The sequence below is a fragment of the Corynebacterium aurimucosum ATCC 700975 genome (genome assembly GCF_000022905.1).
In the GTDB taxonomy this organism is placed as follows: domain Bacteria; phylum Actinomycetota; class Actinomycetes; order Mycobacteriales; family Mycobacteriaceae; genus Corynebacterium; species Corynebacterium aurimucosum_F.
Genome location: NC_012590.1, coordinates 500368 through 513381, shown reverse-complemented (window position 1 = coordinate 513381; position 13014 = coordinate 500368). Strand labels below are relative to the sequence as shown.

16 protein-coding genes are annotated in these 13014 nt (G+C 62.9%); 4 read left to right on the top strand and 12 right to left on the bottom strand.

What is annotated here, in order from left to right; translation table 11 throughout:
* The first annotated feature begins 93 nt into the window (after positions 1-93).
* Positions 94-468 (top strand): DUF5319 domain-containing protein, encoded by a 375-nt coding sequence (locus tag CAURI_RS02580; protein WP_010189463.1) that lies wholly within the window; start codon positions 94-96, stop codon positions 466-468.
* 86 nt (positions 469-554) lie between these two features.
* On the opposite strand, the gene CAURI_RS02575 is transcribed toward CAURI_RS02580, so the two are convergent.
* Together CAURI_RS02575 and CAURI_RS02570 are read right to left on the bottom strand one after the other, a co-directional pair.
* Positions 555-1385, bottom strand: a complete 831-nt coding sequence (locus tag CAURI_RS02575) for a hypothetical protein (RefSeq protein ID WP_010189464.1) — start codon at positions 1383-1385, stop codon at positions 555-557.
* 107 nt (positions 1386-1492) lie between these two features.
* Positions 1493-2110: a sigma-70 family RNA polymerase sigma factor gene (locus CAURI_RS02570; protein ID WP_010189465.1), complete on the bottom strand. Its 618-nt coding sequence runs from the start codon at positions 2108-2110 to the stop codon at positions 1493-1495.
* Positions 2111-2505: 395 nt separating this feature from the next.
* Here CAURI_RS02570 and CAURI_RS02565 point away from each other — a divergent pair, with 395 nt between their 5' ends.
* Positions 2506-2805, top strand: a complete 300-nt coding sequence (locus tag CAURI_RS02565) for a WhiB family transcriptional regulator (protein WP_010189466.1) — start codon at positions 2506-2508, stop codon at positions 2803-2805.
* A gap of 41 nt (positions 2806-2846) precedes the next feature.
* On the opposite strand, the gene CAURI_RS02560 is transcribed toward CAURI_RS02565, so the two are convergent.
* From CAURI_RS02560 to CAURI_RS02540, 5 genes are all read right to left on the bottom strand, one after another.
* Positions 2847-3434 carry an ATP-binding cassette domain-containing protein gene (locus CAURI_RS02560; RefSeq protein WP_010189467.1) on the bottom strand — a complete coding sequence of 196 codons (588 nt, stop codon included), beginning with the start codon at positions 3432-3434 and terminating at the stop codon, positions 2847-2849.
* A gap of 371 nt (positions 3435-3805) precedes the next feature.
* On the bottom strand, positions 3806-5422 hold the full coding sequence (gene groL, locus CAURI_RS02555) for a chaperonin GroEL (protein WP_010189468.1): 1617 nt from the start codon (positions 5420-5422) through the stop codon (positions 3806-3808).
* A gap of 18 nt (positions 5423-5440) precedes the next feature.
* Positions 5441-5740, bottom strand: coding sequence for a co-chaperone GroES (gene groES / locus CAURI_RS02550; RefSeq protein ID WP_167595557.1), 300 nt, complete (start codon positions 5738-5740; stop codon positions 5441-5443).
* 141 nt (positions 5741-5881) lie between these two features.
* A complete protein-coding gene (locus CAURI_RS02545; protein WP_010189470.1) occupies positions 5882-7156 on the bottom strand; it encodes an FtsX-like permease family protein in 1275 nt (424 codons plus the stop codon).
* Complete coding sequence (locus CAURI_RS02540; RefSeq protein ID WP_010189471.1) at positions 7140-7745, bottom strand: ABC transporter ATP-binding protein; 606 nt, start codon at positions 7743-7745, stop codon at positions 7140-7142. The genes CAURI_RS02545 and CAURI_RS02540 overlap by 17 nt, the downstream gene beginning before the upstream one ends.
* Before the next feature lie 112 nt (positions 7746-7857).
* Between CAURI_RS02540 and CAURI_RS02535 the strand changes: the two genes are divergently transcribed.
* Positions 7858-8988: a sensor histidine kinase gene (locus tag CAURI_RS02535; protein ID WP_010189472.1), complete on the top strand. Its 1131-nt coding sequence runs from the start codon at positions 7858-7860 to the stop codon at positions 8986-8988.
* Positions 8985-9620: a response regulator gene (locus CAURI_RS02530; RefSeq protein WP_010189473.1), complete on the top strand. Its 636-nt coding sequence runs from the start codon at positions 8985-8987 to the stop codon at positions 9618-9620. The genes CAURI_RS02535 and CAURI_RS02530 overlap by 4 nt, the downstream gene beginning before the upstream one ends.
* 34 nt (positions 9621-9654) lie before the next feature.
* On the opposite strand, the gene CAURI_RS02525 is transcribed toward CAURI_RS02530, so the two are convergent.
* From CAURI_RS02525 to CAURI_RS02505, 5 genes are all read right to left on the bottom strand, one after another.
* Complete coding sequence (locus CAURI_RS02525) at positions 9655-10083, bottom strand: hypothetical protein (RefSeq protein ID WP_010189475.1); 429 nt, start codon at positions 10081-10083, stop codon at positions 9655-9657.
* A 78-nt stretch (positions 10084-10161) separates the two neighbouring features.
* Positions 10162-11211, bottom strand: a complete 1050-nt coding sequence (tsaD, locus tag CAURI_RS02520) for a tRNA (adenosine(37)-N6)-threonylcarbamoyltransferase complex transferase subunit TsaD (RefSeq protein ID WP_010189477.1) — start codon at positions 11209-11211, stop codon at positions 10162-10164.
* Positions 11205-11720, bottom strand: coding sequence for a GNAT family N-acetyltransferase (locus CAURI_RS02515; RefSeq protein WP_010189479.1), 516 nt, complete (start codon positions 11718-11720; stop codon positions 11205-11207). Before CAURI_RS02515 ends, tsaD begins: the two co-directional genes overlap by 7 nt.
* Entirely contained in the window at positions 11717-12409 is a 693-nt protein-coding gene (tsaB, locus tag CAURI_RS02510) for a tRNA (adenosine(37)-N6)-threonylcarbamoyltransferase complex dimerization subunit type 1 TsaB (RefSeq protein ID WP_010189480.1), read from the bottom strand. The genes CAURI_RS02515 and tsaB overlap by 4 nt, the downstream gene beginning before the upstream one ends.
* Positions 12409-12978, bottom strand: a complete 570-nt coding sequence (locus CAURI_RS02505; RefSeq protein ID WP_010189483.1) for a hypothetical protein — start codon at positions 12976-12978, stop codon at positions 12409-12411. The genes tsaB and CAURI_RS02505 overlap by 1 nt, the downstream gene beginning before the upstream one ends.
* Positions 12979-13014: the final 36 nt, after the last annotated feature.

Genomic DNA, 13014 nt, shown 5'->3' with positions numbered 1-13014 from the left:
AGTGCGTGGACGCCCCGTAGTGGTAGCCGTGGGTATAGAAAAAGTCTCTATAGGGAATTGCCTTGCGCGCACGGAGTCAATAGGCTCGCAGGCGTGAACTTTTTCGCCAACATGCCCCGCGATCCTTTCGCGGACGACCCGAACGACCCAGCTTCCTTCCTCGAGGAGGATGAGCACGTCGAGCCGCTGTCTGAGGAGGACCGTCTCGCCGTCATTCATGATCTGGCCATGGTCCAAGAGTTTGCGCGTGTTTTGAGCCCGCGCGGCATCGACGGCATCTTCTTTTTCTGCGAGGACTGCGAGGAAAACCACTTCTATGAGTGGGACATCATGGCCTCCAACATGCAGGCTACGCTGGCGGGCCAGCTCGCCCCCGTGCACGAGCCGGGCGCCGAGCCGGATCCGATGCGCTATGTCCCGTGGGATTATGCGGTGGGCTACCTCGACGGTATGGATTCGCGCTACTAGTGCGGCTCGCGCGGTAAAACTACCGCGCGTTAAACGGAAAGAACCTCTTTCCTCCTGGTGTGGGAGGGAAGAGGTTCTTCGTGGTTTTATTGCTGGAACTGCGGCGGTGGGAGCTGGCCGCTATCCCCAGTGCCATCCGAGTTGTCATTCTGCGGCGGCGTCGCCTGATCTCCACCACCCGGCTGACTTGGCTCCGGCTGGCTTTGCGTCGGCGGCTCCAGTGGATTGCCTGCCGATACCGTACGGGTCACCACGACGGTAGAGACCGCAGTCTCGGTCTGCGTGACGGTCTCCGGCTCCGGTGGCTTCTGCTCCTCTACAGGGGCGGGCTTCTCCACCGTCTGCGTCTGCGTCACCGTAGTGCGGGGCTGCTGCTTCGCCGCACTCGGGGACTCCGCCTCGCGTTCCCGCTTGGCCTGATCCACCATCTTCCGGGCTTCTTCAAGTAGCTGACGGGTGCCGTCCATGTCGCCCTCGGCGGAACGCCTCTCCATTTCATCGAGTGTTCCGGCAAGCTCGACCACAGACACATCGTGATCATCCGCGCCGAAGAGCGACTGGTTCACGCCATACAGCGGGGAACCCGGTCCGGCGTTGACCACCACAGCTCCGGTGCCTGCGATGAGCAGCGTAGCTGCGGCCGCTCCAATGAGGCCGTGCATGAATGGCTTGCTCCGACGGCGACGTGCCGCGCCGAGGGAAATAACCTCCGGCTCCTCCTCCGCGCCTTCGATGAGAGGGGCCGGGGGCATCTGCTTCTCGACGTCCCCGCGCAGCTCCAGCAGAAGACCCGCCAACTCATCACCGCCATCGGAGGGATCCGTTCCTTCGGAGAGAGTGGTGAGGAATGCATCATCATCGACCAAAGGCTGCAGCTGCTCAGCGACACCCTGCTGAGGCTGGTCCTTTTTTGCCATGATGTCCTCCCTTCCTTATTAGAAAAATTTTAAATTTGTCGGTGCCAAGTACCGATGGCTCACTGCTAGCTCTGGAGCTAGCCCAACTACTGGTTCACGCTGCTGGTTCACGACGTCTCGTGCGAATCGAGGGATTTGCGCAATTGCGCAAGTGCACGATGTTGCGCCACGCGGACTGCGCCAGGGGTCGACTCCACAATTTCTGCGGTCTCCTCTGCCGACAGCCCCACGAACACACGCAAGATGATAATGTCCCGGGCCTTGTCACTTAACGTATCGAGCATTGCCCGCACTCTGTTACTACCGTCTACTTCAAGGGCTGATTCTTCGGGGGTAGCGTCCTGAGCAGCGTCTTCCGGAAGGTCTTCCGTCGGGTGTGTGTGGTCGCGACTGAGGGCGCGGTGAGCGTCAGTCACCTTGTGGGCAGCGATGCCATACACATAGGCCATAAACGGGCGGCCCTTGTCCTTGTACGTGCCAATCGACGTCGCCACCGCCAAACAGATCTCTTGTGCCACATCCTCCGCCGTGGGCTGGCGGTGGCCGCCAATGCGTGCGCGGCAATAGCGCAGGACCTGCGGATGAATGATGCGCATGATGCGCTGCAGGGCACAGCGGCTACCGTCGACGGCTAGCGGAACGAGATCCGCTAGTTCCTTATCGCTGTCGCGCTTCGCCGCTGTGGAGGAGCCGCCTGCGCCTGTAGCATGTGTAGCCACTGCCATCCTTGCTCTTCTGCTTTGTGCTCTTCTGCCTAAAGTCTTTTCTTAATGAATGCGTTTAATTCATTACTACATATTCTGCATGAACATCATGTCATAACCTTTTGGCGAAACCCGAAACGACGGGTCCATTCCCCAGCCTTTGAGCTGCGATGAAAAAGTTCATTCATCGTTCATCTTAACCTTAAATGCAGGTCACGCCGGGTAAAAGTATGGCTTTTCGGCTAGTTACACCTGCATGTCAGTAATGCTTAACACTCCGTTTACCAAGGGAAGACACACTTCGATCTCGTCTTACTTCACCCTAGCTCTCACGGGACTATCACCCGCGTTGGGTCGCGCTTACAGCACGCCCTGTGCTCGGGCACTCTATCTTTGACGAATAAGGAGAATCGAACGTGTCTCAGCCTTTCCTGCTCCCCGGGCCCAATACGGACTTTTGGGATTGGCAGCTACACGGCGCATGCCGTGGGGAAAACTCTGACGTGTTCTACCACCCAGACGGCGAGCGCGGTCGTGCCCGCGCCCAGCGCGAGAACCGCGCCAAGGCCATTTGCCACACCTGCCCGGTCATCGAGATGTGCCGCGAACACGCCCTCGCATCCGGCGAGCCCTATGGCGTGTGGGGCGGCATGAGCGAATCCGAGCGCGTCGTTGCCTTGCGCTCGCGCCGCACCCACGCGACCGTCGGCGCCTAGTCCGCTCCTTCTTCCTCCCGCTCCCCTAGCGTCAACCGGTTTTACAGGGCCTGCGTTAGGTAGCGGGCGGTCAGCGTGTCCGTTCCTAAGAACTCGCGCGGCGAGCAGGCCGCCACAACCTCGCCACCGGCTGAGCCCGCGCCAGGACCGAGATCAATGATGTGATCGGCGTGCGCCAGGAAGGCGCGGTGGTGTTCGACGCAGATGAGGGTTAGGTGGGCGTCGACAAGCGTGTCAAAGAGGCACAGCAAGGCATCGATGTCTTTGTGATGCCGGCCCACCGTCGGCTCGTCGAGCACGATGATGTCCGCAGTTGCCTTGCGGTCACACAGCCGAACCGCGAGCTTCAGCCGCTGGCGCTCACCACCCGACAACGTAGAGAGCGGCTGCCCCAACGTCAGGTAGCCCAGCCCCAAATCCAGGGCCGCCTCCAACCCGCACAGCGGGGCCACGGCAAGGGGCGAGTTGATGGTGCGGAGCCATGCGGCGGCGTCAGCAAGCTCCATCCCGCAGACCTCCGCGATGGAGACACCGTTAAGGTAGGACTCCCGCGAGTGCTGCGCCAGGCGCGTACCCTGGCACTCCGGGCAGGCCACAAAGACCACTGCGCGCTCGACGAAGACCCGCATGTGCTTCTGTAGGGACTACTCAACACGTTTGTTTTCAGGCGCGTAACCAGCCCCATGTAGCTCATGTTGACGCCGCCGACCTTGACCTTGGTCCCGACCTCATAGAGATCACGCTTCTGCTCCTCGGTGAAGTCCTGGACCGGCATGTCGGCCGGATACAGCCCGGACTCGGCGTAGGCGCGCCACATCCACGAGCCGACCTTCATGCCGGGGTAAATGATGGCGCCGTCGTTGAGGGGCAAGGGCTCCCCCGCCCCAGACACGGCGAAGGCCCGCCGCCCCGCGAGGGATGCGGGCGACGGGCCTTCCTTGCGGCTACGCGGGAATTCCTTATGGCTATGTGGGAAGCTCCTGCTTCCCACGCGCACTTGCTAGTGCGCGTGCGCGTGGCCGGCCTGAGCCGGCTCTTCCTCGGTGGGCTTCTCCACGACGGAAGCCTCAGTGGTGAGCACCATGCGGGCCACGGAGGCAGCGTTAACCACGGCGGAGTGGGTGACCTTCACCGGGTCGATGATGCCCTGCTCCAGCAGGTTGCCGTACTCCAGGGTGGCGGCGTTGAAACCTTCACCGTTGGCCTGCTCGGCGACGTGGGCGACCACGACGGATCCGTCCAGGCCTGCGTTCTCGGCGATCCAGTAGGCCGGGCGGGTCAGCGCGCGGGCTACAGCCAGCACACCAACCTTGGCCTCACCATCGAAGCCCTCGGCGAAGGCCTCAAGCTCCTGGGAAATCTGAACCAGTGCGGAGCCACCGCCGGCGATAACGCCCTCCTCAACGGCCGCGCGGGCAGCGTTGATGGCGTCCTCGACGCGCAGCTTGCGCTCGTTGACCTCGGTCTCGGTAGCGGCACCAACGCGGATGACGGCAACGCCACCGGACAGCTTGGCCAGACGCTCCTCGAGCTTCTCTTTATCCCAGGTGGAATCGGTGCGCTCGATCTCGCGGCGAATCTGCTCGCGGCGCTCCTCGACGGCCTCAGCAGTGCCTGCACCATCCACGATCACGGTGTCTTCCTTGGACACGGTGACGCGGCGGGCAGAACCGAGAACCTCCGGGCCGACCTCCTTGAGGTTGATGCCAACCTCCGGGTCGACGACGGTAGCGCCGGTGACGACAGCCAGGTCGTCCATGAAGCCCTTGCGGCGCTCGCCGAAGTACGGGGACTTCACGGCGGCGACCTTGAGGACCTTGCGGATGGAGTTCACCACGAGAGCCTGCAGCGGCTCGCCCTCGATGTCCTCAGCAATGATGAGGGTCGGGCGCGAGGACTCCGCAATCTTCTCCAGCAACGGCAGGAAGTCCGGCAGGGAGGAGATCTTGTTGCGGACGAGGAGAATTGCGGCGTCGTCAAGCACGGCGTTGTAGGTCTCCTCCTCCGTCGCGAAGTACGGGGAGAGGTAGCCCTTGTCGAAGGAAATGCCCTCGGTGACGTCCACGGTGGACTCGATGGTCTGGGACTCCTCGACGGTGACGACACCGTCCTTGCCCACCTTGTCCATGGCGCCGGCAACCATCTCGCCGACCTCCGCATCGCGGGAGGAAACGGTGGCAACCTGGGAGACCTCCGCGGAGGAGTTCACCGGGGTGGCGCGCTTCTTGAGCTCCTCGACGACCTTCTCAGCCGCCGCGGCGATGCCCTTGTTGAGCTCCACCGGGTTAGCGCCGGCGGCAACATTGCGCAGGCCTTCGAAGACGAGAGCCTGGGCCAGCAAGGTGGCGGTGGTGGTGCCGTCACCGGCAATGTCGTTGGTCTTGACGGCCACGGACTTCACCAGCTGGGCGCCGAGGTTCTCAAAAGGATCGTCCAAGTCGATATCGCGGGCGATGGTGACGCCGTCATTCGTGACGGTCGGGCCTCCAAAAGCCTTGGACAGCACGACGTTGCGGCCGCGGGGGCCGAGGGTGACCTTGACGGCGTCGGCCAGCGTATCCACACCGCGCTGGATGCCCTCACGGGCCTCCTGGTCAAATGCAATCAGCTTTGGCATAGGGTTAATCGCCTACTTTTACTTCTCGATGACAGCGAGCAGGTCGCGAGCGGACAGCAGGAGGTACTCCTGGCCGTCGTACTTCAGCTCGGTGCCGCCGTACTTGGAGAAGATGACGGTGTCACCCTCGTTGACGCCAACCGGGACAACCTCGCCCTTGTCGTTGGTGCGGCCCGGGCCTACGGCTACGACGGTGGCCTCCTGCGGCTTCTCCTTCGCGGAGTCCGGGATAACCAGGCCGGATGCAGTGGTGGTCTCAGCTTCAACGATCTGGACGAGGACCTTGTCCTCCAGCGGCTTGATGTTTGCCATGATGATTTCCTCCAAAGTGTTCTTAATGCGCGTCCACGTGGACGCGCGTGTGCCGGTTGTGGGTAGCCCAGCACAGCCGTCGTCGCGGGTGAACAACTGTGGGTCAAAACAACCTGCCTAGCACTCTACCCTCGCGACTGCTAGCCCTCAACGTTGTGGGCCGCTAACCCGTTCGCCCTCCGCGAACGACGCGGCTCGGGTGTGTACAAAGCCGGCCAACGCCAGCTTGACGACGCCCAGGGCAATAAACATTGCGCCGAATATTACGGCGAAGGACGGCCACCACAACTCCTCTACCAGCGTTCGACCGAAGGAAGCCTGTGGGGTGAGCAGGTGCTGGAGAGGCAGGAGCGTCGCCAAGCACAGCGCCCAGACCACGCCGGCCGCAGTCAAGGTGAGGCACGCCGCCTCCCCCACTTGCACGCGCGCCCAGGCCGAGGGGACGGCACCCGCCAAGGTGAGGCCACGAATATCGGCCGCGATGCGCCCGTGCATAAGCAGCGAGGTAAGCACGGCGCCCACGATGCTGGGTGCAAAGACAGGACCTAAAAGGGCAACAAAAACTTGCCAGGAGGACAGGGAGCCGCCGGTGCCGACGTCGTTCCCAAAGCGCAGGCCCGAGCCGACGGCGACGATAAGACCTGCGACGAGCACCCACGGCACGATGTGCGGGGTGGAAAAGCTCCGGCGCACGCGTACGTTGTTCCCGGCGATGCCGACAGCGCGGGTCCATTGATCGATGCCGGGCATGAGCCAGGGCAAGAAGAGTGCAACGAGGATGACTAAGCCCATCTCGGCCGAGAGGAGATTCCCGGGGTCATCGATCTGCAGGCATCCATAGACGGTACTGCCGACAGCCACGGACGCGAGCAGGAATTTCACCATGAGCCACGCCGGGTGTGCGGTGGCGTGCGGCCGAAAGACTCGGCGCAGTGGAGGGAGCGCGCCAACTAGGGCCGCGGACATGCAGACAACTACCGCAATACCAACGACCTGGCCTGTAATAGCAATGTCTGGCAAAGGAATACCGTCACTACGCAGGGCACGCACACACGGTGCAAGCAGTGGACGGGCCGGCAGAACACCAAGAAATCCGGCGGCCGCGCTAACCACCGCGACTTGGCCCAGAATGAAAAACAGGATCATCCACCCAGGCATGCCCACCATGCGCCAGGAACGGTAGACCGGCTCGCGCTCAGCGATGATAAGGCGCATCTGCGAGAGCGTCACCAGCACCACCACGCACAGTGACATGCCCAGCACCGTGCCGCCCAGAGGCCCAGCGGGGTTTTCTTCGGCTCCGGGGGAAGCGACCAGCATGGCTAGCGCTAGGGTGCACGAGGTGGAAGACACCACCAGGGTCAGCGCTACGGCCAGCCACGATAGCCAATTGGACTGTAAGTCCTTAAGCCACACCAGCATGGGCCACCTCCTCCAAGGAAATGACCCGGTCGGCCGCCTCGGCGGCAAGGTGCGAGTGAGTCACCATGATCACGCTGGCTCCATCGCGGGCAACGGCGCGAAGGTGGGAAAGGACGGTGGAAGCGGTGGCGTCGTCAAGCGCGCCCGTGGGCTCGTCAGCGAAAATATAGGGCGCTTGGGCCAGCAATGCCCGGGCGACAGCCACGCGTTGCTGCTGCCCACCAGAAAGCTGTGCGGGCAGGCGGCTCTCCAATCCAGCGAGACCGAGCGAGTCGAAGACGTCTGCCACCCGGCCGCGTGCAGGGCGCCGTCCGGAAAAACGCGCCGTCAAGGTAGCATTGCGTCGCGCGTTGAGGGATTCCAGCAGGTTGTAGTCTTGGAATACAAATGCACGCTGCTTGCGCCCCGGCGCGTTGACTCGGCCGGAAGTGGGCTTATCGAGCCCGGATAGCAGGTTCAGGAGCGTGGTTTTGCCGCTTCCCGATGGCCCCATGATGGCAACGAATTCGCCTGGGGCGATAGACACATTGACGCGATTGAGCACGGTGCGGCGGCCGTAGCGCTTACTAAGGTTTTCTGCTTTTAACATGCCTTTGATTCCACTCGGCCACGCACGACAATGACATGGGGCGGGCTGCCCAGAAAATGGTGGAGCTAGCTCCACTGCCCTTCCACCGGCATGGCGGATAGGGTCGAAGACTATGCGAACCTTCAAAGCCTGTGCGTGGAGCCTCCTCCTCGGCATGCTGTGTATCCCAACCTTGGTGATTTCGGTGCTGATGCTGCCGTGGATCCCGTTGGTGGGTCGCGCCGCGGAACTTGTCGGCCGGTTGGGCGCGCAGTGGATGGGCGTGGAAATTCCACCCCGGCGCGCAGATCGATGGTTTGATTGGCAGCAGTTCTATCACCTTGTGTTGCAGTTATTGATTTCGGCTGCATGCTTTACCGCGTGGACGGCACTGGGTTTCACAGCGGGTGTGCTAGCGATAACGCCATTCGTACCTAAGGCCGAGTTCTACGTTGGCGAGTGGTCCACCTCCAACCGACCGCTCATTTTCTTAACCTGCTGGCCGGCTGCTCTGTTGCTTGTGGTGTTACTGGTAGGTCTCAACCGCCTCTTGGTCTCAGTGTCGGTCTCGCTGACCCGACTGGCATTGAGTCCTTCGGCCGAGGAAATGGCGGCCTCGCGTGCCACGCTTATCGATGCCTTCTCCGGCGAGCGCCGCCGCATCGAACGCGAACTGCACGATGGCCCGCAGCAGTACCTCACCGCGCTCAAGCTCAACTTGGCCGCGGCAAAACTACAAGCCCCGCCCCAGGCACAACAGGCCTTGACTGACGCAGAACATAATGCCTCTTTGGCTCTGGCTTCATTGCGGGCGACAGTGCGTGGCATTGCGCCGCAGGTGCTTTTCGACGACGGGCTTATCCCCGCCCTCGACGAGTTACTCGCCCATTCCGGGCTTGAGACCACACTTCGCGTAGAGGGCGCTGAGAGCTCGATAGACGAGACCACAGCACTGCTGGCCTATCATGCAGTCGCCGAGGCGCTCACAAACGCCTCTAAACACGGCGCAGCCACCGAAGCCGTGGTAACGGTCGCTTTTAGGGATATGCTACGCCTAGAAATCGTAGATAATGGCATGGGCCCCACGGCCAAAGAGCCGGACGGTGAGAGTGCAGCTGTGGATTCGGGCACGGGCCTCGCCGGTCTGCGCGAGCGCGCTGCTGCACTCGGCGGCACGGTAACCTTTGGTGCTGCTAGCACCAATGCTACGGGTAAAGGCGGTGGCCAGCTGCTGGTCAAACTACCGCTGAAGGAGGCGAAATGAAGCTACTACTCGCAGAAGATTCCGCGCTCCTGCGCGCGGGTCTGGAGCAACTACTCGGTGCTCTCGGTCATAGCGTCACGACGGTCACAGATGCCGAAGTACTGCGCGCCATCGCAGGGCAGGAAGACTTCGACCTCATTATCAGCGATGTGCGCATGCCGCCCACGATGACCGATGACGGGCTTCAAGCCGTGCACGATCTGCGGGCAGCCGACCCCACCCAACCCGTGGTGGTGCTGAGCCAGTACGTAGCGGCAAGCTATCTCGACCGCCTCCTGGAGCACGGCGGATTCGGGTACCTACTCAAGGAGCGCGTTTCTGATGTTGAAGAATTCGTGCGCACGCTAGACGATGTCGCCCGCGGCGGCACCGTGGTGGACCCAGAGGTGGTCACGGCGCTGCTTTCTGCAAGGCACACTGGTCTAGCCCGGCTCACCGCTCGCGAGCGGGAGGTACTGGGGCTTATGGCCCAAGGATTGAGCAATAAAGACATTGAAGACACGCTCGTCCTTACCTCCGGAGCAGTAAGCAAGCATGTCTCCAATGTATTTATAAAGCTCGGGTTTCGACCCGAGGACTCCAACCGGCGGGTGAAGGCCGTATTGGCATGGCTGCGCCACACCGAGCGCTAGAAAAGCGCTGAGGCCCTACAAACAAGGGCTGGAATTAGACCTGCCGGTGGGAGTTCAGCACAGCCGCACGCCACAGCTGGTACTCCTCCGGGTTGTCCTCGCGGTAGTTCTTCACCGCGCGGATGCCGTGCTCCACGGCCTCGGCAACCTCGTCGATGTTCTTGTCGTCACCGTCGGCAGCAACGAAGATAACCGGACCGCAGATGGAACGGATTGGGTCCTGCAAGAAGGCGGAATTGCCGGTCGCAGCTGCATTGCGCGCCAGGGAAGCCACCGGGTTCGGGTCGGCGCCTTCAGCCTTGGCGTTCGGGTTAAACAGCGCCGCGTAGGTCTGGCCATCATCCTGGAAGGCCACAGAGACGCGATCCTCGGTGGTGCCGCCGAGGAATTGATTTGCATGCTCGAGCTCAAACTCGATGGTGCGGCGGGATAGATCGGGGTTAACGAGGAATCCAGTGGTCATAACAGTGTGAGCTCCTTGTGCGTGAGCCGGACGATTATCGGTCATCACACTACCGGCCCCCTGAGGGTTGCGCATCCGCTAGCGTGCGGCGACGAGCGGAACTTCCACCTCAAGCTGCGTATCCGTCCCGCATGCCAGGCCGGAAGGCTCGGCGCCTTCGTGAATGAGCTGGGCGGCCACCGCGGCAATCATCACGCCGTTGTCGGTGCACAGCTTGAAGCGCGGCACGCGCAGCTCGATGCCCGCGGATTCGCAGCGCTTCGCCGCCAAGGCGCGCAGCCGCGAATTCGCCGCGACGCCGCCGCCGAGCAGCAGCACCTTGGCGCCTGTGTCCTGGCAGGCTCGTACGGCCTTGGCGGTGAGCACGTCAGCCACCGCCTCCTGGAAGGAGGCGCAGAGATCCTCAACCTGGACCGTCGTGCCCTCGCGCTCGGCCTTTTCCACGTGGCGCGCCACCGCAGTCTTAAGCCCCGAGAAGGAGAAGTTGTGGCGGTTCGGCCCGCGCAGGTCCTCAGCCTTGGACAAACCTCGCGGCAGGTCAATAGTCGGCTTTCCTTGGGCAGCCAGCTTATCGATGACCGGCCCTCCCGGATACCCCAACCCCAGGAGACGGGAGACTTTGTCGTAGGCTTCGCCGGCGGCGTCGTCAAGCGTGGTGCCCAGTTCCTTCATGGGCTTGCCCACGGCCTCCACCTCGAGCAGCTGCGTGTGACCGCCAGAGACGAGCAGGGCCACCGAGTGCGGCAGCTCCTCGCCCTCCAGGTTGGCCACCGCGACGTGTCCGCCGAGGTGGTTGACGCCGTAGAAAGGAACGCCCCACGCGGAGGCAAAGGCCTTGGCTGCCGACGCCCCGACGAGGAGCGCACCGGCCAGTCCCGGCCCCACGGTGGCGGCTACTGCGTCTGGCTTCTCGACGCCCGCCTCCTCCAACGCCGCCTTCATCACCTGCGGCATGGCTTCGAGGTGGGCGCGGGAGGCGATCTCCGGAACCACGCCGCCGAAGCGCGCGTGCTGCTCCATGGAGGAGGCGACGACGTCGGCGCGGATCTCCATGTGGCCGTTGTCAGACAGCTCGATGATTCCCACGCCGGTTTCGTCGCAGGAGGACTCGATGCCGAGGATTAACATCTCTCACTCTTTCGTGGTCGGTACATGGTGTGGGCGTCCGCACCGGAGGGCTGGTAGTAGTTGCGGCGCAGGCCGTTGATGACAAAATCATAAGCCTCATAGAGGCGAATGGCCGGTTCGTTACCCACGCGCACTTCAAGGAAGATGGGCGCATCGTGGGAATCTGCGAGCTCGACGATGGCGTCCATCATCAGCCTCGCGATGCCCCGCCGTTGGGCAGCAGGGTCGACGCCAATGGTGCGGATTTCGTACTCCGGCCAGGCTGCGGGGCCCATGCGGCCCACGCCGGCGTACCCGAGAACCTCTCCGCGGTTGTCATTATGGCCCACGCGGTTGTCGTTGTGGCCCACGCGGTTGACATTCATGTCAACCGCCCAGTAGGTGGTGTGACCCGCCGCTATTTCCTGCTCGAAGGCTCGCGCCGGCCATGGGCTCTCGCCGGGGAAGAGGACCTTCTCCAGCTCGGCGCAGTGCGGAGCGTCCGCAGACGTCAGTGGCCGCAGCCTCATGATGCCGGTGTCTCCTCGATGCCGCCGACCAAGGCAGCCGAGCGCGGCTTGGCCTGTGGTTCCACGGCATCGGGACGGCGAAGGTAGAGCGGGACGAGCGGCTCAGGTTCAGCGGACAGATCGGCACAAGCAACCAAACCCGCTGCGCGCGGGGTAGCCCACTCGCGGGGAAGGTCAGCGATGCTCTCCGGCAAACGAAGGGCAATAGACTCGGGAAACACTAGGCGCGTGCTCTCCGGGCTCGCGAGTCCGGCGGCGCTGAGATCAAGGGTTTCCGGCTTCGATACGTTCGGGCCGCTGCGGCGCTCCCCGTCGGCAAAGGTGGCCCAGTAGACCTCCTTGCGGCGGGCATCAATGGCCACCAGCCACTCCCCCGCGCGCCCGTGCGCAATGGCGTCCAAGGTGCACACACCATGTACCGGCAGGTTAAGGGCCACTCCCAGGGCGGACGCGGTAGCCATACCCACGCGCAGGCCGGTAAACGGTCCGGGCCCCGTGCCAACGACGATGGCGGAGAGGTCGGCGTAGGTCAGGGAGGCGTCGGCAAGCAGCTCCTCGATGGTAGGGATGAGCTGCTCGTTGTGGGCGCGCGTACCGCTGATGACGCGGTCGATGCTCTCCCCGGTGTCGGTGTCAACGATGCCCGTGACCAGATCCGTGGTGGCGGTATCGAGTGCGAGAACCTTCATTAGCCTGCGAGGTGCCAGTCGGTATCGACGTAGTCTGGGTTGTTCTTACCCATCTTCTCTGCGTATTCCTGGGTGTCGCGCATAAATTGCAGCGGCTGACCCTGCTGGAACGGCAGCAGCGGCGGGAAGTCCTGCTTGGCTGCTTCCGGCGACTTCAGCTGCTGCAGCAGACCGTCACACAGGTCCACCTTCGCGCGCGGCAGCTTCTCCGCCTTGAATTCACCTGTCTGCGAGACCAGCAGCATGTAGTTCACGTCATCAGGCACGGCCCCGTCGGCGAAGTCAATGTTCAGGTTCTTCGTCTCCACGCCGCCCTTCTTGAGCTGATCTTCGGTGGTACCCGGGCAGACGGCGGCGACCGCACTCCACTCCGGGCCGTACACATCCTGCGGGATGAACACGGCGAAGTCCAGGTTCTTCGGGTAGGCGCTCAAAGACTGGGCAACGGTCGACGGCTCCTTCGACTCCGCATCCGCAGTACGGACCATCGGCAGCACGATGAGGGCGGCAAGAAATACGGCGAAGCCGCCGATGACGACGGTGGTGATGAACTGACCGATTTTGTTCATAGAGGGAATGTGCTCCTAGATATTAGGGGGTTCAGT